Origin of the sequence: Tautonia sp. JC769 (assembly GCF_040717455.1) — a bacterium.
Taxonomy (GTDB): Bacteria; Planctomycetota; Planctomycetia; order Isosphaerales; family Isosphaeraceae; genus Tautonia.
This window is the reverse complement of the sequence record NZ_JBFEFH010000006.1, coordinates 202,880-227,310: the sequence shown is the minus strand read 5'-3', so window position 1 is coordinate 227,310 and position 24,431 is coordinate 202,880. Positions and strand designations below refer to the sequence as shown.

Genomic DNA, 24,431 nt, shown 5'->3' with positions numbered 1-24,431 from the left:
GCCGCGCATCCGGCCACCCGCCCCCGATCGGGGGATTCCCGGACTCGGCCCGCCTTCGGCCGCCCGGGGCGTCCCGTCCCGTCCCCGATGCCCAGGGGCGGGCGGGGCCGCCGCCCCGGAGACGATCACCCCCGGGGCGATCCCTCCTCGCCCTGACGGGGACCGTCCGGGTACTCGAAGACCTCGCTGGCCGGCCCGCACGCCTCGTCCTGGAGGAGGCTGCGGCCGTCGGAGATCTTGCCGAAGAGGAAGTACAATCCCGGGATGACCAGCACGCCGACCAGCGTTCCGATCAGCATCCCTCCGGCCCCCGTGGTGCCGATCGTCCGGTTCCCGATCGCCCCGGCGCCGGTGGCGACCACCAGCGGGATGAGGCCGGCGATGAACGCGAACGACGTCATCAGGATCGGCCGGAACCGCAGCCTGCCCGCCTCGACCGCCGCGGCCAGGATCGTCTGGCCCTCCTGGCGCCGCTGCACGGCGAACTCGACGATCAGGATCGCGTTCTTGCCCAGCAGGCCGACCAGCATGATCAGCCCGATCTGGGCGTAGACGTCGTTGGCCAGGCCCATCAGCTTCAGGCAGAAGAAGGAGCCGAAGATCCCGATCGGCAGCGACAGGATCACCGCCAGGGGCAGGATGAAGCTCTCGTACTGCCCCACCAGCACCAGGTACACGAACGCCACGACGATCAGGAAGATGTAAATGGACTCGTTGCCCTTCCTCGACTCGTCGTACGAGAGGCCCGCCCAGTCGATGTCGTACCCCCTGGGCAGCGTCTCCTCGGCCACCCTGGTGATGGCCTCGATCGCCTGGCCGCTGCTGAATCCGGGGGCGGGGGCGCACTGGATGGGGGCCGACGTGTAGAGGTTGAACCGGGTGATTTCGTTCAGCCCCTGCTTCTTCTCCATCGTCATGAACGAGGAATAGGGGACCATCTCCCCGGTCTCATTCTTCACGAACAGGTTGCTCAGGTCCTCGGGATAGCGTCGGAATTCCGGCTTGGCCTGGACGAAGACCTTGAAGAACTGGTTGAAGCGGATAAATCCCTGCTCCCAGGTGCTGCCGATGAGGATGTTCAGGTTGTCCATCGCGGCCTTGATCGACACCCCCTTCTGCATGGCCACGTCGTTGTCGATGATCAGCTCGTACTGCGGGTAGTTCGCCGCGTAGAAGGTGAACAGGTTCGACAGCTCCGGGCGCGCCTTCAGGGCGGCCATGAACCGGTCGGTCACCTCGCCGAGCCGCTGATAGTCATTGGAGTTGGTCTTGTCGAGGACGAGCAACGAGATCCCGCCGGCCGAGCCGAAGCCGGGCACCGCGGGCGGCTCGAAGAATTCGAGGCGCACGTTGCTCATCCGCCGGCAGCGTCCCTCCAGGTCCTCGATGATCTCGCGGGCGGTCCGCTCCCGCTCGTCCCAGTTCTTCAGGTTGATGATGCACGTCCCGGCGTTCGAGCCGCGCCCCTCGGTCAGGATCTCGTAGCCGGCCAGCGAGGTGACGGAGGTGACCTCCGGGACCTGCTTGACGATCTCCTCCAGTTCGAGCGACTTGGCGTTGGTGTATTCCAGGGTCGAGCCCGGCGGGGTCTGCAAGACGGCGTAGATGATGCCCTGGTCCTCTCCCGGGATGAAGCCGGTCGGCAGACTCGTGTTGACCCCCACGATGCCGAAGGCGAATCCGCCGACGACGAGCATCGTCAGGATCCGTCGCGACGCGATCCGCCGCAGGATCGCCGCGTAGGCTCCCGTGATCTTCTCGACGGCGCGGTCGAACGGCTTCCGGACCAGGGGCAGCAGGATCAGGCCGAAGCCGATCGGCCCCCAGAGCTCGTACGCCAGGTAGGTCACCCCCGCCAGCACCAGCAGCCCGCCGACGGCGACGAGCAGCATCTTTCCCAGCCCTCGCCGCGCCTTCTTGGCGCCCTCTTGGCCGTCGGCGTGGCCGTTTCCGTTCCCGTTGCCATTCCCGTCTGCCTCGGCATGGCCGACTCCGTGGGAGTGGGGCTTGAGGATCATCGCGCAGAGCACGGGCGTCAGCGTCAGGGCGACCAGGCCGGAGAGGACGATCGAGGTGGCCATCGTGATGCCGAACTGGCGGTAGAACTGCCCGACCGGGCCGGGGATGAACGTCACCGGGACGAAGACGGCCGTCATCACCAGGGTGATGGCGATGATCGCGCCGCTGATCTCGTGGAGCACCTCCATGGTCGCCCCATAGGGCGGCAGGTGCGTGTCGGCCATCTTGGCGTGCACCGCCTCGACCACCACGATCGCGTCGTCGACCACCACGCCGATCGCCAGGACCATGGCGAACAGGGTGATCAGGTTGATCGAGAGGCCCATCACCTGCAGGACGAAGAAGGTCCCGATCAGCGAGACCGGCACCGCGAGGGTCGGGATCAGCGTCGATCGCAGATCCCCGAGGAACATGAAGACGACCAGCGAGACGAGGATGAACGCCTCGATCAGCGTGTGCAGCACCTTCTCGATCGAGGCATCGAGGAACTTGGACACGTCGTAGGCCAGCTCGTAGTCCATCCCGGGCGGGAACGACTCGGCCTTGATCGCCTCCAGCTCCTCCTTGATGGCCTCGATGACCTCGGCGGCGTTCGATCCGGGGGCCTGCTTCAGGATGATCGACGCCGCCGGGTAGCCGTCGATGTCCGAGTAGATGTCGAAAAACTGGGGGCCCAGCTCGACCTCCGCCACGTCCCCGAGGCGGAGGATCTCCCCCTCGGGATTGGACCTCAGGATGATGCGCTCATACTGATCGGCCTCGTTGTAGCGGCCGATGTACGTGAGGACGTACTCCTTCGACTGCGACGTCTTGCCGGTCGCCTGCCCCAGCCGCCCGGGAGAGCCGATGATGCTCTGCTCCGCCAGGGCCTCCATCACCTCCTCCGAGGAGATGCTGTAGGCCCGCATCCGCTCGGGATCGAGCCAGACCCGCATCGCGAAGATGCGGTTGCCGAGGTTCCGGGGAATCCCCATGCCGGGGATGCGCTTGAGCCGCGGCATGACGTAGACGTTGGCGAAGTTGAACAGATCCTTCTGGTCGGCGTTCGGGTCCTTGCTGTAGAGGTTCACGTACGTCAGCATGCTCGGCACGACCTGGCTGACGAGGATCCCCTCCCGCACGACCAGGGGGGGGAGCTGGAACAGCACGATGTTCACCCGGTTCTGCACGTTCACGACATTGATGTTCGGATCCGTGCCCGGCTCGAAGTAGATCGTGATCGCCGCCTCGCCGGCGCTGGTGGCCGAGGAGGTCATGTAGCGCATGTTCTGCACGCCGTTGATCGACTGCTCGAGCGGGATCAGGACCGAGTCGACCAGGACGTTGGAACTGGCACCGGGGTAGGAGATCGTGACCATGACCGTCGGCGGCGCGACGGATGGGAACTGCGCGACCGGCAGCGTCTCGATCCCCAGCACCCCGAGGAACAGGAGGATGATGGAGATCACGATCGCGAGCGCCGGCCGGTAGAGGATTTTCGTGAACATGCAAGGATTTCCTCGGTCTCGATTGTGAGGGGCGTGGTCCCGGGGCGGCTGATCTATTCCGCGTGGAATTTCAGGTTCGAGAGGACCTCCTCCGGCCTCCGGAACTCGTAGTCCACTTCCTCACCCTCGCGGACCTCCCGGACCCCTTCGAGGACGATCCGGTCCCCCTCGTCGAGAATCCCATCCTTCAAGACATAAATGTCTTCCAGGACGTACTGGATCTCGATTTCGAGCTGGTGCACCACTCCGTCGTCGTCATCTCCGTCGTCGTCATCCTCGTCGTCGTCGTCGTCGTCGTCGTCATCGCCGTCGTCGTCATCCTCGTCGCCGTCGACAGCATGGCCGTCGTCATCGTCGCCGTCGCGGACGACGTAGACGTATTGCTTGTCGAGGAGCTCGAAGGTCGCCTGCTGAGGGATGACGATGGCACCCTTCAGGTCCCGGCTGATGATCACGGTTCCGGTCTGGCCGTGCCGCAGCAGTCCGTCCGGATTCGGGAAATCGGCGCGGAAGGCGAGGTTCCCATTCATGTTGTTGAACTGGGCCTCGATCGCGCCGATCTTGCCGGGCTGCGGGAAGATGCTGCCATCGGCCAGCTTCAGGTCGATCCGCTCGTACCGGTCCCGGCCGGCCATGTACCTGAGGTAGTCGGCCTCGGGCACGTTGAAATAGACCCACATCACGCTGTTGTCGGACAGGGTGGTGAGCACGTCCCCCTCGGCGATCAGGCTGCCGAGCTGCTGCTGCTGGCGATCGACGATCCCGTCGAACGGGGCGACGATGTTGGTGAAGTTCAATTCCGCCTTCGCCAGCTCGACCTCGGCCTGGGCCTTGGCCAGCTTCGCCTGGAGCAGCTTCACCTCGTTCTGAGAGACCACCTTCTTCTCGGCCAGCCCCCGCGTATTGTTGTACTCCAGCTCCGCGAGCTGGGCCTCGGCCAGCTTCGCGTCCAGCTTCGCCTGGTAGAGGGGCGGGAGGATCTCGAACAACAGGTCGCCTCGCTTCACCTCCTGGCCCTCACTGATCAGGACCTTCTCGAGATACCCGCTCTCCAGGGCGCAGACGTCGATGTGCCGCCGGGAGTGGATCTGGCAGACGTAGGGCTGGGTGGTGGTGACGTCCATCGCCTTCGGGCTGGTCACCACGATCCTGTGGTGCTCGTGTTCGGGCCCCTCCTCGGCCTCGGACGCGGCGGCCAGGGCAATCCCCCTGACCCGGTCGACCAGGGAGCTCACCCCGATCTTCGCCTCGTGGAGGAGCGGGTCGACGTCCACTCCCAGCTCGTCCGCGGCCAGGAGCCCGCCTGACGCCAGGCCGACACCCAGCAGGAGCATGGTGATCGGCCGTCTCCGGACAAAGGCAAACACGTTCATGATCGGCGATCCTTTATGCGACGAGGCGCTCACAGGCACCAGACGGGCCCTCGCCACGCGCGGGGACCCTGCCAGGCCGGCCATCGAGGGGGTACGGTCATCCCGGATGCCCGACCCGATCGAGCCTGCACCCGCTGCGGAGGCGTCTGATCGTCGACGCCACGTCTCCCCGGGCATCGCGGTCGAGCCGCGGCTCAGGCACGGGCCGTTTCGGACCGGACCGCGCAGGACGACGCATCGAGGTCCGGGGCGTGATCGGTTCGGCCGTCAGCAGGGGCGGAGCGACGCTCGCTCGCCGACGGCCTCGAACACGGCAGGATCCGGGCGATCGCCCGTTAACACCGGAGCGGCAGGGCGACGATCCGCAGATGAGGGATGGCCAGAGGTAGGCCGGCGCGGGCCTTGTGAAGCCCGTCCATCGCATTGAAGGCCGGAGAAATGCGATCGAGGAAGGGGTCTGACTGCTCTTCCTGTTCGGACTCTTCGATGAAGGCCGAGTCATCGACGAGGTGGAATGTCCTGTCCGGGGTGGCCGGGGCGACCGACATCCCATGGTCATCAGAGATGAGGGTCGGCGTCCCAGAATGTCCGTCCAGACCGACGGGACCATTCAGCGACAGCGAAGCCCAGGGCGGCAGGGCAATGGCACACAGGACCAACGCGACGTCTGCGACGATCGACTGCCAGCCGCCTGTCGCGTTGCGTGGTCGAACCACCGGCCCCTCTCCATTCTCAACGTACAAAAAGACCCGAAGATTTATAGACCGAGCCTGGCTCCCTCGTCAAGCCCTCGGTCTCTCCGAGTCATCACCACGACTCAGCGCCCCCCATGGTCGCCCCACAGACGATGCACACCGTCCATGACGGCGGGCGACGGACAGCCCGCCCTTGTCGCCACCCATCTTACCCGGCCGGGGTCGACCGCAGCGGGCTCGTCGCTGGTCCACGGCAAGGAAGCCGTAGGCCACCCTCATCAGGCAGGGGTGATGGTGGATTTCACGCCACGAGCGTCCCTCGGAGTGGTCCTGCTCGAGTTCTCCGTTCCATCGGCTGATATCCGAGCTCGATGGCCCAGCCATACTTGGCTCGACGTGAGCCGGACCACCGCGAATTGACCGTCCCGGGCGTGGCTTCGGCCGATTCCAATCGGCGAGAAGACGCCTGTTCGCCCAGTCCCGCCGGAGTTGGTGGAATACACGCGGCCGCTGCAGTTCGGAGGCGTCGGCCCAAAGTACATGATGGCCTGGAGCGGTTGCCGGGCGACAGTCCGGCCGGTATTCGAAGGCCGAGCCGGGGTCCGAAGCCCCGGAGAGACAAGCGATCGAGTTGTTGCGCCCGGCCCTGACCGTCCACTCCCTGTCTGATGGACCGGGCCGTGGCAGGGCGCGAGGTCGGGCGCACGACTCGGCATCGAGCGTTCCCGCGACAACGGCACGCGAGGGTTCTCGAGCCTCGCGAATTGATCGTTTGCCGGGGTCAGCGGGCCGGGTGACGGAGCGTCGGCCTGATCGGGGACCTTGCGCCCGCCGAGGGATCACCTGGCGTTCCAGATCGTGCGACCGGCCTCGTTGAGCCGGACCGACCAGAGCGTGCCGCCGGCGGTCACGAAGAGCGTCCTGAAGTCCTCGCCGCCGAAGGCACAGTTGGTGCATTCGTCCCGCGGGATCGGGATCATCTCGAGCAGCTCGCCGTCCGGCGAGAAGACGTAGATGCCGGCCGTGGGCTCCTCCTGCGTCTCGAACGGCGGGTTCTGACGGTTCAGCCCGGCGGCGACGAACAGGCGCCCGGCGACGTCGAACTTCATCCCGTCCGGCCCGCGCGTCGCGCCCCAGTCGTAAACGAGCGTCCGGCTGTCGGGATCGATCCCGCCGTCCTCCCGGAGGGCGAACCGCCAGAGCTTCCGGGCGCCGCCGACCGTGTCGTTGTTGTTGTCGGCGACGAAGAGCGACGCGCCGTCCGGGGAGATCGCCAAACCGTTCGGCCGGTCGGCCTCGTGCGTGATGACGCGCGTAATCCCGCCGTCCGGGTCGATCCGGTAGACGCCCTCGACCTTGCGGCCCTCGGCGTCCGTCATCTCCATGCCGCTGCGGTCGCCGTAGCAGGGGTCGGAGAAGTAGATCCGCCCCCGGGAGTCGAGGACCAGGTCGTTCGGCTGATTGAAGCGATGGCCGTCGAACCGGTCGGCGAGGACGGTGAGGTTCCCATCGGCTTCGAGTCGGGTCACGCGGCGGCCCGAGGCCTCGCAGATCACCAGGCGCCCCTTGCGGTCGAACGCCAGGCCGTTCGAGCCGGCACCCTCCCGGTAGACCGAGACCGTGCCGTCGAGCGCGCGGCGATAGATGCTGCCGCCGCCGCTGGTGAGCAGGCCGAGCTCCGGGTGCCATGCCGGGCCTTCGCCTGCGCCCCGCTCCTGCAGCAATTGGGGCTCGGCCCCCGGGGCCAGGATGCCGTCGGCCGGTCTGGCCGGCGAAGCGGCGATCAGGATGAGGGCGAGACTGCCGCGAATTCGTGGACGCATGGGTTTCTCGGGAAAGGGTGCAAGATCGGCCCCTCACTCGACCGGGAAGGCCATTCTACGCCCGGCGCGGGCGGGACGATATTCACCTCCTCGGTGGCGGCGTTCGCATCCTGGATGACGAGGGGTGTGGGCTTGCATCCGGCTGCGATGCTTCGTCTTCGCTGCGCCCCGAACGTCATGGGTCGCCCCGGGTCACTCCCCGGCCGTCGCATGCGGGCTGCTCGCGACGGCCCCCCGCTCGTCCTCGACGGTGAAGAAGGCCACGATCGGCCGTTCTCCGGGCAGCTCGGCCTCGACCCGGGAGCCCTCGATCTCGGCGTCGATCGTCGACCAGCTCCGCTCCTGCCACGCCCCCGCGTCGGTGGTGTAATGGAGCTTCGCCTTCCCGTAAGGATGGTTCGATGCGACGCGAGCGGTGATGCGGTCGCCGTCGATCTCGGGGTCGGCCAGGCGAGGGGGCGGCGTGCCGCCCTCCAGGACGCTATCAACAAACAGTCCGATCTCCTCCGGGGCCCACCCCTGCGGATGCCCGTGCGGCATCCCGACGGTGACGCACAGGTCGACCGGGCCCTCCACGAGCCGGTAAGACTTCCGGTAGCTGTCCAGCGGGTAGGCGAAGTCGTTCGTGCCGTTGACGAAGAGGATCGGACAGCCGACGCCCGCCAGGTAGCGCGAGGGGTCGAACAGGTCGCACCAGCGCCTCGTCCTGGCCTCGCCCATCTGCTCGAACCGCGGCAGCCAGGCGCTGTTCTCGTCGAGGAAGCCGCAGCCATAGACCGGCACGGCGACCTTCACCCGGTCGTCGATCCCCGCGACGATGCAGGTGAGGTAGCCGCCCCAGCTGATCCCGGTCACCCCGATCCGGTCCCCGTCGACCTCGGGCCGCGCGGCCAGGAAGGAATGGGCCCGGACCGCCGCCGCGACCGCGTGGTAGGACCACATCCGGCCGACCTCGTCCGGCCCGAACTCGCGGAACTTCTCCTCGTCGGACTGCTCGGGGCCGCCGTCGGGGAGCCGCTCGCCATCCGGCCCGCGGCCGGACAGGTCCATGGCGATCGCCGCGTAGCCGCGATCCGCCCAGAGCCGCGCCCACTCGGGGAACGCCGTCCCCCCGCCGCCGTGGACGAGCACCATGGCCGGGAACGGCCCCTCTCCGGCCTCGGGGACGGCGTAGTAGGCGAAGACCCGCGTCGGCTCCCCGTCGAGGGGGACATTCTCGTAGAAGACCTCGCGCAGGCCGGTCGCGGGGTCGGGCTCCGACACGCGGGAGGCGGGCGTCCGCTTCAGCTCGTCCATGGGCCAGGGGCCGGTGAATCGCTCGTCGGCCGCGGCCGGCAGGGTCATCACGAGCAGGAGGCCGGGGAAATATCGTCGCATGACTCGCTCGGGGTTGGGTGGACGTCTGACGCCGGCTCCCGGACGCTCGGTCGCCGGGGATGGAACCCGTCAGCGTGGTTCGTGGGATACGCACACGGGGACTCCGCACGCTCGCGTCGGAGGCCAGCCCGGGCGGCCAGCTTCGCCTCCGGGGCGGGCGCGCGGACCTCGTCGGGGGAGGAGGATGGCGCCTGCCCAGGGAGGCAGGCGGACGCTTCAGGCATCCCGCCCCCCTCGATTCCGATGGTCCCCGGCCCCGCGAGGACGCGTCGGCTGCGATCAGCCCAGATGCATCTTGAAGAACGCGATTGTCCGCTCCCAGGCGAGCTCCGCGGCCTGCTCGTCGTACCGCGGGGTCGTGTCGTTGTGGAACCCGTGATTGACGTCCGGGTAGAAGTACGCCTCGTAGGCCTTGTTCGAGGCCTTGAGCGCCTCCTCGAAGGCGGGCCACCCCTCGTTGATCCGGGTGTCCAGGCCCGCGTAGTGGATCAGGAGGGGGGCCTCGATCTCGGGGACGTCCTCCGCGCGGGGCTGGCGGCCGTAGAACGGGACCGCCGCCGCGATCGTCTCCGGGATGCGGACGGCCAGCGTGTTGACCATGCCCCCGCCGAAGCAGAAGCCGACCGCGCCGACCTTCCCGGTCGACTTCGGGTGCTCCTTGAGGTACTCGGCCCCCGCGATGAAGTCCTCGGTCATCTCGCCGGCGTCGCGTTTCGCCTGCATCGCGCGACCCCGGTCGTCATCCCCCGGATAGCCGCCGAGCGGGGTCAGGGCGTCCGGGGCGAGCGCCAGGAATCCCCGGACCGCCAGCCGCCTCGCGACGTCCTCGATGTACGGGTTCAGTCCGCGATTCTCGTGGATGACGAGGACCGCCGGGTACGTCGCGTCCTCGCCCCTCGGGCGGGCGAGAAGCCCTCGGATCGTCCCGCCGCCCCTGGGCGACTCGTAGGTCGCGTACTCGACGTGGATGCGCTCGTCGTCGGGTGCAACCTGCTGCGCGAGCGCGTAGTTGGGACTGAGCCGTGCCAGCAGCGCCTCGGCGGTGATCCCGCCCACGGCGAACGCCGCCGCCCGTCGAGCGAACTCGCGGCGGTCGAGGCGGCCGTGTGCGTAATCGTCGTAGAGGTCGAGCAGTCCCTGATCGAAGTCCCGCGCTCGTTCTCGGTCCATGCGAATTCCTCCAGCCGAAGGGCCCTGCCCCCGGTCGGGCCGCGGCCGGCCGGGTGGCCCTCGGATTGTCGCCGGTGCGGGCCGGTGCGACAAGCGGCCGGGCCTGTCAATCAGGACGATTGCAAAGTCTCAAAGTCCAAGTCGCTCGGCCATCCGGGCGCGGGAGCGTCGCCGTCGTGAGTCGCGTCAGACGATCCGGGATCGGCGCAACGTGATCGAATCCTTGCCAGAGGTCCGCCGGGGGGCCGTCGCCGAGGAGCATTCGCCGATCGCATCGGAGCCGACCCCGGAACCTCCGCCACGGGGGCGGGGAGGACGCTCAAGCGGTACGCGAACGGGTGGGCGTGGCGATCGGGAGGCGAATCTTCCAAGTACGGCTGGTCGACGGCCCCGGCGTGGGCGGCGGTGGAGGACAGCAGCCTGAGGATCGTCTTGTCGCGGAGGCCGAGGATCTCGTCGGTCGTGATCGACTTGAAGCGTTTTCGGACCTCCTCGTCGTCGAAGCCGGGGATCTGGACCTCGTGGGCGACGTGCCTCGGCCCGCGGACCGAGGCGGCCGGATTCGGGACGAAGTCTTGATACATCTGCCGGTTGTCGGGGGAGTGGCGTGGGGCGGCGGGGTTCTGCTTCTTCGAGGGGGTCGAACGCGGATTTCCGACCTGGTCCATCAGGCGATGTTCGTGGTCGTGGCTGAGGAGGAAGGACGTGACCTGGCGGAGTTCGATGCCGCGCTCCTCGCAGAATCGAAGGGGACCGATCCACCTCGCCCCCGTCGACCTTCCTGGAATTCGGGTCGGAGATCTTTGCCTTGTAGAAATCCGCATCGGCGTCCTTGGCGTGGGGACCTGTCCGTTTGACAATCCCGGGCGCGGCGACGGCGCAGCAGAGCCGTTCCAGGTTGGCGTAGACGATCGGATCATGCTCGTCGCCATCCGACGAGGCGCGGTCTCGACGAACTCGACTTCGCCCGCCGACTCGTCCAAAACATCCGCCTGCCCGGTTCGCATTCATGCCGAATGGGCCTTTATCCGGCGTGGGCGTAAGCGAAGATGAGGGGGGCGGTCAACCTCGGGCCCGATGCCGCTCCGCCGCCCGGCCCGTCGCCGTGGTAAAGTCGATCATCATCGAGTGTTCAGCACGACGGCACCCAGTCAACCTCGCGGTTCCGGGAGAAAGGCGTCAAGGCGCGTGAGAGACCGTTCGCCATAATCCCTGAGACAAATTTTTTTACAAGTAAACACATAGAATAATAAATGTTATGAAAATTCTTGTGGTAGATGATGAGCCCAATGTCCGTCGCACACTCCGCATCGCACTGGAGGCAGCCGGCCATGAGGTCCGCGAGGCGACGTCGGGGGCCGAGGCCCTGTCCAGCGTCGGCCATCGGCCGTGCGACGCTGCCCTGGTCGACCTGCGGCTTGGGGGCGAGTCGGGCCTGAATCTCATCGGACCGCTGCGGGAACAAGCACCACGGATGATCCTGGTCGTCATCACTGCGCACGCCTCGATCGACTCGGCCGTCGAGGCCATGAGGCGTGGAGCCGACGACTACCTGCCTAAGCCGTTCACCCCGGCCGAAGTCCGCGCCGTGCTCGACCGCGTCGCCCGCCAGCGTGGCCTGCGCGACCGGGTCGAGGCATTGGAGGATCAGGTCCGCCGCGAGGTGCCCGAGACCAGCCTGGACGCGAGAGACCCGGCCATGGCCCGGCTGCTGGAGTTGGCCCGGCGGGTCGCGCCCACCGACGCCGCGGTGCTGATCCGCGGCGAGAGCGGTACGGGCAAGGGGGTGCTCGCCCGCGCGCTCCACGGCTGGAGCGGTCGGGCTGGCGGGCCGTTCGTCACCGTGAGCTGCCCGAGCCTGGGGGCCGAGCTGCTGGAGAGCGAGCTGTTCGGCCACGCGAAGGGGGCCTTCACCGGCGCCGTCCGGGACACGGTCGGCAAGGTGGCCGCCGCCGAGGGAGGGACGCTCTTCCTGGATGAGGTCGGCGACCTGCCGGTGGCGCTCCAGCCGAAGCTGCTCCGGTTCCTGCAGGAGAAGCGTTACGAGCGGGTCGGCGAGGCGTCCGAGCGCCAGGCCGACGTCCGTTTGATCGCGGCGACCAATCGCGACCTGGAGGCGATGGTCGCCGACGGCACCTTTCGCGATGACCTGCTCTACCGGCTCAACATCCTGGAGATCGGCATGCCTCCGCTCCGGGAACGCGCCGATTCCTTGGAACTGGCCGATCACCTGCTGGCGTTTTTCGCCCAGCAGTCCGGGCGGCGACTGATCGGCTTCACGAGCGAGGCACGCGCCGCCATCGGGCGGCACTCCTGGCCGGGCAACCTCCGCGAGCTGCGGAACGCCGTCGAGCGGGCGGCGATTCTGGCGGCGGGGCCCGAGATCGGCCTGGCCGACTTGCCGGAGCGGGTCGCCCGAGGGCCGCTGGAGGCCGGTCATGGCGGGGAGGTCGAGGTCGGAGGCCCCATGACTCTGGAGGCCCTGGAGGTCGAGCACATCCGCCGAGTGCTCGCCGCCTCGGGGAGCCTGGACGAGGCGGCCCGGACCCTGGGAGTCGATCCGAGCACCCTGTTCCGCAAGCGTCGCAAGTACGGACTGTGAGGCCCGGTTGGCGGCCCCACCGGGCGGGCGATCGCGACGGGATCGCCCGCGGGGCTCGGCTTCTGTCCCACTGCGTTGATCTCGGCCACGAAGAAGAACTCGGCGGCCCGGGTGATCTTCTCGGTCCGCGTCGTGTTTCCGAAGAGCCTATGAACATGCCTCGGAGCTGATTGAGGGGCGATCAGCCGTCAGGTCGGTTTCGGCATTGCCGACGATGCGGCGTGAGTCAGCCCGGGGGCCGCGAGTGTGTCTGGGCATGGGGTGTGGCCCTTCGGCCGACGGACCGGGACTCGTCTCCCGAAGGGGCCTCGGTCTCCTCGTCGGACGGTAGGAGCAGACCGGGAACCACCACCGTGCCGGATCCGGACGTGTCGATCCGGGCGCCCGTCATCGATCCGGAGACTCCGGACCGCGGGAGATGGCGTGCACGAGCCCCGGCCCCGATCTCCGTGCAACCTGCACGATCGTCCGTGCAGGTTGCACGGATTGAAATGTCTGCTCGGGCCGGACACCATGCGGGTCGTTCTCTGTAAGTGATTGTGCCGCAAGCGATTCGGTTGATCTGTGCGGCGGCGGCACGGCCTGTGCTTTGTGAGTGCCGTCGCGATGGAGGAGCCCGATGTTCACGACGCTGCGGATTCGATTGCTGATCGGCCTGGCCCCCTTGCTCGCCCTCGTGGTGGTCCTGGGGGTGTGGGCCATCGTTATGTTCTCCCGGCTGGGAGGGAATATCGACGTGATCTTGCGCGAGAACTATCGGAGCGTCCTGTATGCCGAGCGGATGAAGGAGGCGCTGGAGCGGATGGATTCGGCGTTGCTCTTCGCCCTCGGCGGCGAGGAACGCCGGGCCCGCGAGCAATTCGACGCGAACCGACTCGTTTTCGAGGAGAAACTCGCCGCCGAACTGGGCAACCTGACGCTCCTCGCCGAGGGGGAACCCGAGATGGCCGCCGACCTGGACCGGTCGTTCTCGGAGTTCGTGGCCCTCGCCGAGCGCTACTTCGCTCTGGGGGCGGGGCGGGTCGAGGAGCGCCGGAGGCTCTACTTCGACCGCCTGCTGCCGACATTCCTCTCGCTCAAGGGCCGCGCCGACGACGTCCTGCGGATCAACCAGGAGAACATGGAGGCGATGGACCGCAACGCCCGCCGGGCCGCGGCCCTGTCGATCCGCCTGATGGCGCTGGCCCTGCTGGCGGCGATCGCGATCGGGACCCTCCTGGCATTGGGCCTGAGCCGCTCGATCCTCCGGCCTATCCGGGCCGTCACCGCAGGGGCCCGCGCCATGGCCCGCGGCGACTACGACCAGCTCGTCCCGGTCGTCAGCCGCGACGAGCTGGGGGAGCAGGCCGGGGCCTTCAACACGATGGCCCGCCGCATCCGCGAGCTCCAGGCGGCCGGCGCCGCCCGCCTGCTCCGGGCCCAGCGGACGGCCCAGGCGACGATCGACTCCTTCCCCGATCCGGTCGTGATCGTCGACCCCTCCGGCGCCGCCGAGCGTGTCAACCCGGCCGCCTGCCGGATGATGGGCCTCGCCGTCGGCGACGGATCGGCCGTCGCGTGGACACCGCCACCCCCGATCCGCGAGCCGCTCGCCGCCGCGATCAGGGGCGACGGCGACTACCTGCCGAGCAGCTTCGAGCAGGCCGTCACGCTCCGCGACGACGGCCAGGAGCGGTCCCTCCTGCCTCGCGTCCTGGCGATCCGGGATGAGCACGGCGATCCGCTCGGCGCCGCGGTCGTGCTCCTGGACATCACCCGCTTTCGCCGGCTCGACCAGCTCAAGAGCGACCTCGTCTCGACGGTCAGCCACGAGCTGAGGACGCCGCTGACGAGCCTCCAGATGGCTGTCCATCTGCTCCTCGAGGAAGTCGTCGGCCCGCTGTCTCCCAAGCAGGTCGAGCTGCTGCTGGCGGCCCGGCAGGACTCGGAACGCCTGGTGGCGATGGTCAACGACCTTCTCGATTTGACCCGCATCGAACAGGGCCGCGTCCGGCTCGACCTCCGGCCGACGTCCCCGAAGGACCTGATCGCCGCCACCATCGAGCGATTCGGGGCGCAGGCCCGCGACGCGGGGATCGAGCTGGTTCGGTCGACGGCCGACGGCCTGCCCGACGTGCCGGTCGACCCCGATCGGCTTGCCCACGTCTTCGACAATCTCGTCGGCAACGCGTTGTCCCACACCCCCGGTGGCGGCTCGGTCCGCCTGGGTGCCGAGGCCTCGGGTGACGCCATCCGCTTCACCGTCGCCGACACCGGTGAGGGCATCCCGCCGGAACACCTGCCGCATCTCTTCGAGAAATTCTACCGAGTCCCCGGCTCCCCTCCCGGCGGCGCCGGGCTGGGCCTGGCGATCACTCGCGAGATCGTCGCCGCCCACGGCGGAGACACCCGCGTCGAGAGCATCCCCGGCCGGGGCACGACCTTCACCTTCACCCTGCCGACCGACCCGGGACGGGCCGGCCGGCCGGGCGACGAGGACGCGACGCCATGAGCGATTCCCGACGAATCCTGGTCATCGACGACGAGCCGAACATCCGCCTGACCTTCCGCACCGCCCTGGAGGCGGCCGGTTACGCGGTGGCCGAGGCCGCCGACGCCGACGCGGCGCTGGCCTTCCTGGAGGAGCATGTCGCGGGCCTCGCCCTGCTCGACCTGCGCATGCCGGGGGCCGGCGGGATGGAGCTTCTGCGCCGGCTCCGGGCCGCCGGTGACGTCACTCCGGTCATCGTCGTCTCTGCCCACGGCACGTTGCCCGACGCCGTCGAGGCGTTGAAGCTCGGCGCCATCGACTTCGTCCAAAAGCCGATCGACCCGGAGGCCCTAAGACGGACGGTTTCCGAGGTGCTCGACCGGCATGACCCCGAGCCCGGAGGACCGGGGCCGACGGAGAGCACCGGCGACGTCGCGCTCGCCCGGGCCAAGCGGGCCATCAACCGTTGCGAGTTCGATGATGCCGAGGATTTCCTCCGGCGGGCGATCGACTCGAACCCTTCGTCGAGCGAGGCCCACAACCTCCTCGGCGTGCTGCACTCGCTCCTCGGCGACCACGGGGCGGCCCTGAAATCCTTCCGCATGGCGAGGTTCATCGCCCCGGCCGATGCGACGGCTCGCAACAACCTGCTCCGCTGCGAGGAGCTGCTCAGGTACGGCAACACCCGGCGGCCCCTCGGGGGAATCGCCGAAGGACCGGCCGAGGAGGGGGGCCGATGAGCGGCACCGAGGCGATGACCGAATCCCGACCTGTTCCCATCACGGATCCTGACGCGAGGAAGACGATCACCATGGAAACGCTCGACGGCCGCCTCGACCGGATGGAGCGGAGCAATGCCGACCTCCGGCGGACCCTGGGGCGTTGGAGGCTGGCCGGCGGATCGGCGCTGATCGCCGCGGCATTCGTCGCCCTGGCCGGCGCCGCAGGCCACGCGGAGAAGACGGTCGAGGCCGAGCAATTCGTCCTCGTCGCCCCCGACGGCACGCCGGTCGGCCGCTGGGTCGTCCGCCCCGACGGCACGCCCGGCCTGGGCCTCTTCGACGCCGACGGTCGACTGCGGCTCTCGCTCGACCTGGGGGCCGACGGCTCCTCGGGCGTCAACCTCTACGACTCCGACGGCGGCCCGCAGCGTGCGGCCCTGGCCGTCCGCCCCGACGGGACGCCCGGCCTGGGCCTCTTCGACGAGCGAGGGCGGCCGAGGGCGTCGGTCGACCTCGGCGAAGGCGGCGACGCGGGCGTGAACCTCTACGACGCCAGCGGCGAAGCCCTGAGGGCGGCGCTGGCGATCCGGGCCGACGGCACGCCGGCCCTCGGCCTCTTCGACGACCGGGGCGAGGTCGCCCGCAGCATCGAGATCCCCGGCGACGTCGGCGCCGGCCGGGTCCCGCCCCATCCCCCGACGGCCCCGGGGCCGGGACCCGGCCCGGTGGGGAGCTGATCCGATGAACAAGACGACACGCATCCTGGTCGCCGACGACGAGCCGAACGTCCGGCTCATGTTCCGCACCACCCTCCAGGTCGTCGGCCACGACGTAGCCGAGGCGGAGGACGGCGAGGCCGCAATCGCCGCACTCCGCGGATCCGGGCCGTTCGACCTGGTGTTCCTCGACCTCCGCATGCCGCTGATCGACGGCATGGCCACCCTGCGTCGGATGCGAGACGAGGGCCTGCTCGTCCCCGTGGTGATCGTCACCGCGCACGGCAGCGTGCCCGACGCGGTCGAAGCGATGAAGCTGGGGGCCATCGACTTCATCCAGAAGCCGGTCCGCCCCGAGGAGCTTCGCGAGGTCGCCTCCCAGGTGATTCGCCGCCATTCCGCGGCACTCGACCCGGACGGGGGGCGGGCGCCGACCGTCTCGGACATCGAATCGTACCGATTCAGCGAGGCCCTCATGAGGGCCAAGCGGGCCATGAGCCAACTCCGTCGCGTCGAGGCCGAGCTGTTCCTTCGGCGGGCCCTCGACCTGGACGACCGGTCGGCCGAGGCCCACACGCTGCTCGGCATCCTGCTGCTGGCCAAGGACGAGCCTCGTGCGGCCCGCGAGGAGTTCGACCAAGCCCTGGAGGCCGACCCCGGCTACTTGCCCGCCCGGCATAACCTGAAGCACTTGCAGGCTCGCTACTCGTCCTGACCCGACACACCCTGGAGACCGGAACCGATGTCGCTCGCCGCGGTTTCCCTCGGAATGGGGGTCTTCGTGTTGCTGTTCGGCCTGGTCGCCGCGTGCGACCGGCTCTAACCCGCCGACGGAGGAGAACCGCCGTGCTCTATCTGAGCGCCGCCCTGGCCCTCGCTGCGTTGCTCTACCTCGGGTACGCCATGATCCGGCCCGAGTCCTTCTGACGAACCGCGATCGAATCGATCGGAGAGTTGACCCGTGGACCTGTCCAATGCCTGGCTGCTGCCGACCTGGGCCTTCGCCCTGCCGATCGCGGCGGCCATCCCGCTCGGCTGGTGGATGTGGCGCGTGCTCGACGTGCCACCTGGGCGCGACGGCCGAGGCCTCGACGCCGTCCCCCGGGCGATGCGCCGCGTCCTCATCGGCCGAGAGCCGGCCCGATCGGACTGGAAGGCGTACGCCTTCGCCCTGCTCGCGTTCAACGCGATGTTGTTCGCCCTGTCATTCCTGCTCCTGAGCCTTCAGCCGCACCTGCCGCTCAACCCCGACGCCAAGGGACCGATGAGCGGCGATCTCGTCTTCAACACCGTTTGCTCGTTCGTCACCAACACGAACCTGCAGCACTATTCGGGCGAGCAGTCGCTCTCCTACTTCAGCCAGCTCGGCGTGATCGCCTGGCTCCAGTTCGTCACGCCGGCCTCCGGGCTCTGCGTGATGCTGGCGGCGATCCGTGGCCTGCGGGGCGACGAGCACCTGGGCGACTTCTACCTCGACCTCGCCCGCATCCTCTGCCTCGTCTTCGTCCCGATGTCCCTGGTCGTCGCCGTCCTGCTGGTCGCCTGCGGCGTGCCGATGACGTTCGAGGGGGCCGCCATGGCCCGGACCCTGGAGGGCGGTGAGCAGGTCATCGCCCGCGGCCCGGTGGCGGCCGAGGTGGCGATCAAGCAGCTCGGCACCAACGGCGGCGGCTACTTCGGCCCCAACTCGACCCACCCCTTCGAGAACCCATCGCCCTGGAGCAACATGATCGAGATGGTCTCGATCCTCCTGCTCCCGATGGGGACGATCGCCCTCTTCGGCTTCATGCTCCGCGACGGCCGGCACGCCGGGGTCGTCTTCGGCGTGATGCTGACGATCCTCGTCGGCGGGGCGACCTTCGCCATCCTGGCCGAGGTCGAGCCGAACGCCGCGACGGCGGGCCTGGCAATCGAACCGGGGCCGAACATGGAGGGCAAGGAGGTCCGGATCGGCCCGGTCGGCGGCGCCACCTGGGCGGCGTTCACCACGGCGACGTCCAACGGCTCGGTCTCGGCGATGCACGACAGCCTCAACCCGCTGGCCGGGATGGTCCCGATGGGCATGATGATGCTCAATGTCGTCTTCAGCGGCATCGGGGCCGGCTTCCTCAACATGGTCTCCTACATCATCGTCGCCGTCTTCCTGGCCGGGTTGATGGTCGGGCGGACGCCGGAGTACCTCGGCAAGAAGCTCGAGGCGAAGGAGGTCAAGCTGGCGATGCTGGCGATCCTCCTCCACCCGCTGCTCATCTGCGGCGGCTCGGCGCTGTTCGCCGCGACCTCGTGGGGCCGGGAGACCGTCAACAACCCCGGCCCGCACGGATTCAGCGAGATCGTCTACGAATTCTCCTCGGCCGCCGCCAATAACGGCTCGGGATTCGAGGGCCTGGGCGACAACACGCCGCCTTGGAATATCGCCACGGGGATCGTCCTGCTGCTGGGCCGCTTCCCGGCAATGATCTTCCCGCTGGCCATCGCGGGCTTCCTCTCCCAGAAGCGTCGGGTGCCGCAGACCAGCGGCACGCTCCGCACCAGCACGCTGACCTTCGCGGTGATGCTGCTGGGCACGGTGATCCTCGTCGGCGCCCTGGCGTTCCTGCCGACCGTCGTCCTCGGCCCGGTGGCCGACCACCTCTCGACCTTCCCCCCGCTGCCCACCCCATGATCGCGCCCCCGCCGGGGGGCCCCGGCCGGCCCCGGTCGCCGATCGGCGGTCGCCGCGTCCGGGAGAGGGCCGCCGCGGCCGCCGGGCCCGAGGCCGAGCGCCCGGCCGGGGCCCCCCGGCCCCGGGGCCGACCCGGGCGGCCGGGCCGCACTCGTTCGCGATCGAATCATCCCCCAGGAACCCGAAGAGATGAGCCTCGATATCGAGACCCGGGCCGCCCGCCCGGACGCTGACGCCCAGGCCCGCAAGCTCCAGCGGCGGCACACCCGACGCGCCGGCCTGTTCGAGCCGACCCTGCTCCGCCAGGCCGCCCGCCGGTCGCTGGCGATGCTCAACCCCGCGAGCATGGCTCGCAACCCGGTCATGTTCCTCGTGGAGGTCGGCACCGCGCTGACCCTGCTGGTGACGATCCAGTCGATCGCGACCGGGGCGTCGCCGGGGTTGATCGTCTACCAGGCGGTGCTGACTGTGCTGCTGCTGCTGACCGTCCTGTTTGCCAATTTCGCCGAGGCGTTGGCCGAGGCCCGCGGCAAGGCCCAGGCCGACAGCCTCCGGGCGACCCGCCAGGATACGCCCGCCCTGAGGGTCGCCCGGGCCGGGGACACCGTCGGGGAGACGGTCCCGTCGACCCTCCTTCACGCCGGCGACCTCGTGCGGGTCGAAGCCGGCGGGGTGATCCCGTCCGACGGTGAGGTCGTCGAGGGGGTCGCCTCGGTCGACGAGTCGGCCATCACCGGCGAGAGCGCCCCGGTGATCCGCGAGGCCGGAGGCGACCGCTCCGGAGTGACGGGAGGCACTCGGGTCCTCTCCGACCACATCGTCGTCCGCATCACCGCCGAGCCCGGCGAGAGCTTCCTCGACCGGATGATCGGCCTGGTCGAGGGGGCTATCCGTCAGAAGACGCCCAACGAGATCGCCCTGACGATCGTCCTGGCCGCCTTCTCGCTCGTCTTCCTGATCGTCACGGCCACGCTCTACCCGATGGGCCTGTACTTCGGCCTGCGGCTCGACATCCCGACGCTGATCGCCCTGCTCGTCTGCCTGATCCCGACGACGATCGGAGCCCTGCTCGCCGCCATCGGCATCGCCGGCATGGACCGGGCGTTGGGTGCGAACATCCTGGCCAAGAGCGGCAAGGCGGTCGAGGTGGCCGGCGACATCGACACGCTGCTGCTGGACAAGACCGGGACGATCACGATGGGCAACCGCCGCGCGACTCGGTTCGTCCCGCTCGGCGACGTGACCGAGCGCGAACTCGCCCGCCTGGCGGGGCTCGCCTCGCTGGCCGACCAGACTCCCGAGGGCAAGAGTATCCTCGATCTCGCCCGTCACCAGGCGGCGCTCGAGGGCCAGGCTCCCGAGGGGGCCTCGTTCGTCGAGTTCACTGCCCAGACCCGCATGAGCGGGGTCGACCTGCCCGACGGAACCCGGCTCCGCAAGGGGGCGCCAGACACGATCGCACGCCACGTCGAGGGCCTCGGCGGCGCCGTCCCCGACGGATACCAGGCGACGGTCGACGGCATCGCCTCGTCCGGCGCCACGCCGATCTCCGTGGCCGAGGGCGACCGCCTCGTCGGCGTGGTCAAGCTCGAAGACATCCTCAAGCCCGGCATCCGCGACCGCTTCGCCCGGCTCCGCCAGATGGGCCTGCGCGTGGTGATGGTCACGGGCGACAACCCGCTGACGGCCCGCGCCATCGCCGAGCAGGCCGGCGTCGACGACTTCATCGCCCAGGCCACCCCCGAGGCGAAGCTCGAATACATTCGCGCGGAGCAGGAGGGCGGCAAGCTCGTCGCCATGATGGGCGACGGCACCAACGACGCCCCCGCGCTGGCACAGGCCGACATCGGCGTGGCCATGAACAGCGGCACCCAGGCCGCCAAGGAGGCCGGCAACATGGTCGACCTCGACAGCGACCCGACCAAGCTCATCGAGGTCGTCGAGATCGGCAAGGGCCTGCTGATGACCCGGGGGGCGCTGACGACCTTCTCGATCGCCAACGACCTGGCCAAGTACTTCGCGGTCATCCCGGCGATGTTCATCGTCACCCTGCCGAGGCTCGCCGTGCTCGACCTGATGGGCCTGGCCGCCCGAGGAGGGGCCTACTCGGCGATCCTCTCGGCCGTGATCTTCAACGCGATCATCATCCCCCTGCTGATCCCGATCGCGCTGAAGGGGGTCAAATACCAGCCCGTCGGCGCCGACGCCCTTCTGCGTCGCAATCTGCTCTACTACGGCCTCGGCGGCATGATCGCCCCGTTCATCGGGATCAAGCTGATCGACCTGGCCATCGACCCGCTGCTCGCCCTGCTCCCGTTCGCCTGATCCGCCACGAACCCAGACAGAGGGACTCGTTCCGATGATCCGCCAGCCCGTCAACGCCCTGATCGCGAGCCTCGTGACCTTCGTCCTGTGCGCCGTCGGCTACCCGGCGGCGGTCTGGGGCGTGAGCCAGCTCCTCTTCCCCTCCAACGCCAACGGGAGCCTCCTCTACGGTCGAGACCGGACCGTGCTCGGGTCGGCCCTGATCGCCCAGCCCTTCAATTCCGATCGCTATTTCCACCCCCGGCCTTCGGCCGTCGATCACGCGGCAGACGCCACCGGCGGCTCGAACCTCGGGCCGAAGAGCCCCGTACTGCGCGGGCAGATCTCCGAGCGCGCCGAGGCGATGGGCGCCACCGAAGACCGGCCCGCGCCGGCGGACCTCGTCACCGCCTCCGGCTCGGGGATCGACCCGGACATCAGCCCCGAATCGGCCCGCTATCAGGCGAGCCGCGTGGCCGGGGCGCGGGGCCTGGCGACGGATCGCGTGCTGGAGCTGATCGGCCTACATGTCGATCGGTCGGGTGATGTCATCGGCGCCCCGCCGCGCGTGAACGTCCTGCGGCTGAACCGGGCCCTCGACGCCCTCGAATGACCCGAGCCGGAGCTGCGACCATGGCCCTCGACGCCGAATCGCCCCGCCCCAACCCCGAGCAGTTCCTCCAGCTCATCCGCAAGCAGCGGCGCGGGCGGCTGAAGGTCTACCTCGGCTCGGCCGCCGGGGTGGGCAAGACCTACGCCATGCTCCGCGAGGGGCACCGCCTGAAGGGCCAGGGCGTCGACGTGGCCGTCGGCCTCCTCGAGACCCACGGCCGGGCCGAGACCGCCGCGCAGCTCGGCGACCTTGAGGTCATCCCCCCGAGGGAGATCGAGTACCGCGGCGTGACGCTCCGCGAGATGGACCTCGACGCCGTCCTCGCCCGCCGTCCGACCGTCTGCCTCGTCGACGAGCTGGCCCACACCAACGCGCCGGGCAGCCGCAACCCGAAGCGTCACCAGGACGTCGAGGAGCTGCTCCGCGCGGGCATCCACGTGATCACGACCGTCAACGTCCAGCACCTGGAGAGCCTCTACGACGAGGTCGAGCGGGCCACCGGGGTGAAGGTCAAGGAGCGGCTGCCCGACTCGATCCTGGCCGAGGCCGATCAGGTCGTCAACGTCGACCTCTCCGCGGAAGACCTGCTGGAGCGGCTCCAGGCCGGCAAGGTCTACCCGCCGGAGCGGGTCGAACGGGCGATGGCCCACTTCTTCACCGAGGCCAACCTCACCCGGCTCCGCGAGCTGACGCTCTCGGAGCTGGCCCACCTGGTCGACCGCCGCACCCGACGGGCCGAGGCCGACCGCGCCCCGGCCTCGGCGACCGAACGCGTGATGGTCGGCCTCTCCAGCCGCAGCCCCAACGCCCCGAGACTGCTGCGCAAGGCGGCCCGCCTGGCCGACCGGCTCGATGCCCCCTGGTACGCCGTATACATCCAAACTCCCAGGGAGGACCTCACCCGGATCGACGCGGCGACGCAGCGGCAGATCGGCAAGAACCTGGAGCTGGCCCAACAGCTCGGGGGTATCCCGATGACCTTCAAGGGCCCCGACGTAGCCAGCACGATCGCCTCATTCGCCCGCGAGTATCAGATCAGGGTCATCGTGCTCGGGAAGTCGCGGCAAGCCTGGTGGAGGCGCCTCCTCCGAGGATCGCTCCTGGAGGCCCTGCTCGCGAAGACCACCGGGGCCGATGTCCTCGTCGTCGACGTCTGAACGGTGGTCGGTGAGCGGAGCTCGATCCGACAATCCTTGGACTTCCCCACGAGGTGCGATCGCTCAGATGAGAGGATTAACTCGCATTTCTCACCGGGGGAATGGAATCGCGCTGCCCCTTGTGTCATGGGTTGGTTTGCCACAACCCCCTATGTCATCAAAAAAGTGCAGCCCGATGCAGACAGAGTGTAACGCGGCTTACCTCGACTTTCCCATGGTCGGCCGACGGGAAATCCTCGCCGATTTCGACGGCGGCGACATCACGTCCGACGGCGGCGCCCTGCTGCTCCGCCAGGTGGAGCAGATCACCGGCATCCTCCGCCAGTTCGCCGACCGCTTCACCGATCATCGCGACTCCGAGCTCATCGAGCACACCGTCGAAGAACTGCTCGCCCAGCGGGTCTACGGCCTGGCCCTGGGCGATGAGGACCTCCACGATCACGACGACCTCCGCCGCGACCCCCGCCTGGCGGCCGTCGTCGGCGAGCTCGACCCCACCGGCCAATCCCGGATGCGGACGCGCGACCGCGGCAAGGCCCCGGCCGGCAAGAGCACGCTCAACCGCCCGGAACTGACCCCCACCGCCGCCGGTCGAGCCGACCGTGACAAGAAGATCACCCGCCGCGTCCACGATGTCGAAGACCTCCTCGTCAGGCCCTCCCTGCAGGCCCATCCCCGGCCTCTCGAGCATATCGTGCTCGACCTCGACGCCACCGACGATCCGAACCATGGCCATCAGCTCGGCCGCTTCTTCCACGGTTATTCCAAGGGCTACTGCGATCTGCCGCTCGACATCTTTTGCGGCGATCACCCGCTCTGCGCGAAGCTGCGGCCGGCGGACATCGACGCCTCGGCCGGGACGGTCAAGCACCTACAGCGGATCGTCGCGCAACTGCGCCAGGCGTGGCCGGAGCTGAAGATCACCCTCCGGGCCGACAGCGACTTCTGCCGCGAGGCGATCATGGCCTGCACCGACCTGATCCACCACGCTCGTCCGGGCGGAATGCAGGCGGTCGGACCCCTGTCGGGGCGGATCGTGGTTCGCGGTCCGTCTTGCGGAGGCGCAGACGGCCTCCGGCGTGGGCTTGCGAGGTGGGTGGACCACGCTCCCACGTCATCGACCGAGGCTCCAGACCGTCGACCGACCGATCGAGCTCGGAACAGGGCTTGAGGTATCCTGATCGGGGCTTCCGGATACCCCCGATGAGAAATGCGGGCTAACCCATAACCCTTGCAGG

18 protein-coding genes are annotated in these 24,431 nt (G+C 69.0%); 11 read left to right on the top strand and 7 right to left on the bottom strand.

Features of this window, described 5'->3' with window-relative positions; translation table 11 throughout:
- Positions 1-125: 125 nt before the first annotated feature.
- The 7 genes from AB1L88_RS08960 to AB1L88_RS08930 form a co-directional block, all read right to left on the bottom strand.
- On the bottom strand, positions 126-3,506 hold the full coding sequence (locus AB1L88_RS08960) for an efflux RND transporter permease subunit (RefSeq protein ID WP_367096304.1): 3,381 nt from the start codon (positions 3,504-3,506) through the stop codon (positions 126-128).
- Between the two features lie 53 nt (positions 3,507-3,559).
- The gene (locus tag AB1L88_RS08955; RefSeq protein WP_367096303.1) at positions 3,560-4,879 is read right to left on the bottom strand and encodes an efflux RND transporter periplasmic adaptor subunit; all 1,320 of its coding nucleotides are present in this window, start codon (positions 4,877-4,879) and stop codon (positions 3,560-3,562) included.
- A gap of 335 nt (positions 4,880-5,214) precedes the next feature.
- The gene (locus AB1L88_RS08950; RefSeq protein WP_367096302.1) at positions 5,215-5,595 is read right to left on the bottom strand and encodes a hypothetical protein; all 381 of its coding nucleotides are present in this window, start codon (positions 5,593-5,595) and stop codon (positions 5,215-5,217) included.
- A gap of 818 nt (positions 5,596-6,413) precedes the next feature.
- Positions 6,414-7,397: an SMP-30/gluconolactonase/LRE family protein gene (locus AB1L88_RS08945; RefSeq protein WP_367096301.1), complete on the bottom strand. Its 984-nt coding sequence runs from the start codon at positions 7,395-7,397 to the stop codon at positions 6,414-6,416.
- 192 nt (positions 7,398-7,589) lie between these two features.
- A complete protein-coding gene (locus AB1L88_RS08940; RefSeq protein ID WP_367096300.1) occupies positions 7,590-8,774 on the bottom strand; it encodes an alpha/beta fold hydrolase in 1,185 nt (394 codons plus the stop codon).
- A gap of 279 nt (positions 8,775-9,053) precedes the next feature.
- The gene (locus AB1L88_RS08935) at positions 9,054-9,944 is read right to left on the bottom strand and encodes a dienelactone hydrolase family protein (protein ID WP_367096299.1); all 891 of its coding nucleotides are present in this window, start codon (positions 9,942-9,944) and stop codon (positions 9,054-9,056) included.
- 110 nt (positions 9,945-10,054) lie between these two features.
- On the bottom strand, positions 10,055-10,612 hold the full coding sequence (locus tag AB1L88_RS08930) for a hypothetical protein (RefSeq protein WP_367096298.1): 558 nt from the start codon (positions 10,610-10,612) through the stop codon (positions 10,055-10,057).
- A gap of 590 nt (positions 10,613-11,202) precedes the next feature.
- Here AB1L88_RS08930 and AB1L88_RS08925 point away from each other — a divergent pair.
- The 11 genes from AB1L88_RS08925 to AB1L88_RS08875 all read left to right on the top strand — a co-directional run bounded on the left by AB1L88_RS08925 (position 11,203) and on the right by AB1L88_RS08875 (position 24,364).
- A complete protein-coding gene (locus tag AB1L88_RS08925) occupies positions 11,203-12,546 on the top strand; it encodes a sigma-54 dependent transcriptional regulator (protein ID WP_367096297.1) in 1,344 nt (447 codons plus the stop codon).
- Between the two features lie 619 nt (positions 12,547-13,165).
- Complete coding sequence (locus tag AB1L88_RS08920) at positions 13,166-15,037, top strand: ATP-binding protein (RefSeq protein WP_367096296.1); 1,872 nt, start codon at positions 13,166-13,168, stop codon at positions 15,035-15,037.
- The gene (locus AB1L88_RS08915; RefSeq protein WP_367096295.1) at positions 15,034-15,756 is read left to right on the top strand and encodes a response regulator; all 723 of its coding nucleotides are present in this window, start codon (positions 15,034-15,036) and stop codon (positions 15,754-15,756) included. Before AB1L88_RS08920 ends, AB1L88_RS08915 begins: the two co-directional genes overlap by 4 nt.
- Positions 15,753-16,475 carry a hypothetical protein gene (locus tag AB1L88_RS08910; RefSeq protein WP_367096294.1) on the top strand — a complete coding sequence of 241 codons (723 nt, stop codon included), beginning with the start codon at positions 15,753-15,755 and terminating at the stop codon, positions 16,473-16,475. The genes AB1L88_RS08915 and AB1L88_RS08910 overlap by 4 nt, the downstream gene beginning before the upstream one ends.
- A 4-nt stretch (positions 16,476-16,479) precedes the next feature.
- Positions 16,480-17,169 (top strand): response regulator, encoded by a 690-nt coding sequence (locus AB1L88_RS08905; protein ID WP_367096293.1) that lies wholly within the window; start codon positions 16,480-16,482, stop codon positions 17,167-17,169.
- Positions 17,170-17,261: 92 nt separating this feature from the next.
- Positions 17,262-17,381: a potassium-transporting ATPase subunit F gene (locus tag AB1L88_RS08900; protein ID WP_367096292.1), complete on the top strand. Its 120-nt coding sequence runs from the start codon at positions 17,262-17,264 to the stop codon at positions 17,379-17,381.
- 34 nt (positions 17,382-17,415) lie between these two features.
- The gene (gene kdpA / locus AB1L88_RS08895; RefSeq protein ID WP_367096291.1) at positions 17,416-19,119 is read left to right on the top strand and encodes a potassium-transporting ATPase subunit KdpA; all 1,704 of its coding nucleotides are present in this window, start codon (positions 17,416-17,418) and stop codon (positions 19,117-19,119) included.
- Between the two features lie 189 nt (positions 19,120-19,308).
- The gene (gene kdpB / locus AB1L88_RS08890; protein ID WP_367096290.1) at positions 19,309-21,444 is read left to right on the top strand and encodes a potassium-transporting ATPase subunit KdpB; all 2,136 of its coding nucleotides are present in this window, start codon (positions 19,309-19,311) and stop codon (positions 21,442-21,444) included.
- A gap of 34 nt (positions 21,445-21,478) precedes the next feature.
- Positions 21,479-22,036 (top strand): K(+)-transporting ATPase subunit C, encoded by a 558-nt coding sequence (gene kdpC, locus AB1L88_RS08885; protein WP_367096289.1) that lies wholly within the window; start codon positions 21,479-21,481, stop codon positions 22,034-22,036.
- 20 nt (positions 22,037-22,056) lie between these two features.
- Positions 22,057-23,193: a universal stress protein gene (locus AB1L88_RS08880; RefSeq protein ID WP_367096288.1), complete on the top strand. Its 1,137-nt coding sequence runs from the start codon at positions 22,057-22,059 to the stop codon at positions 23,191-23,193.
- A 175-nt stretch (positions 23,194-23,368) separates the two neighbouring features.
- Positions 23,369-24,364, top strand: coding sequence for an IS1380 family transposase (locus AB1L88_RS08875; RefSeq protein ID WP_367096287.1), 996 nt, complete (start codon positions 23,369-23,371; stop codon positions 24,362-24,364).
- Positions 24,365-24,431: the final 67 nt, after the last annotated feature.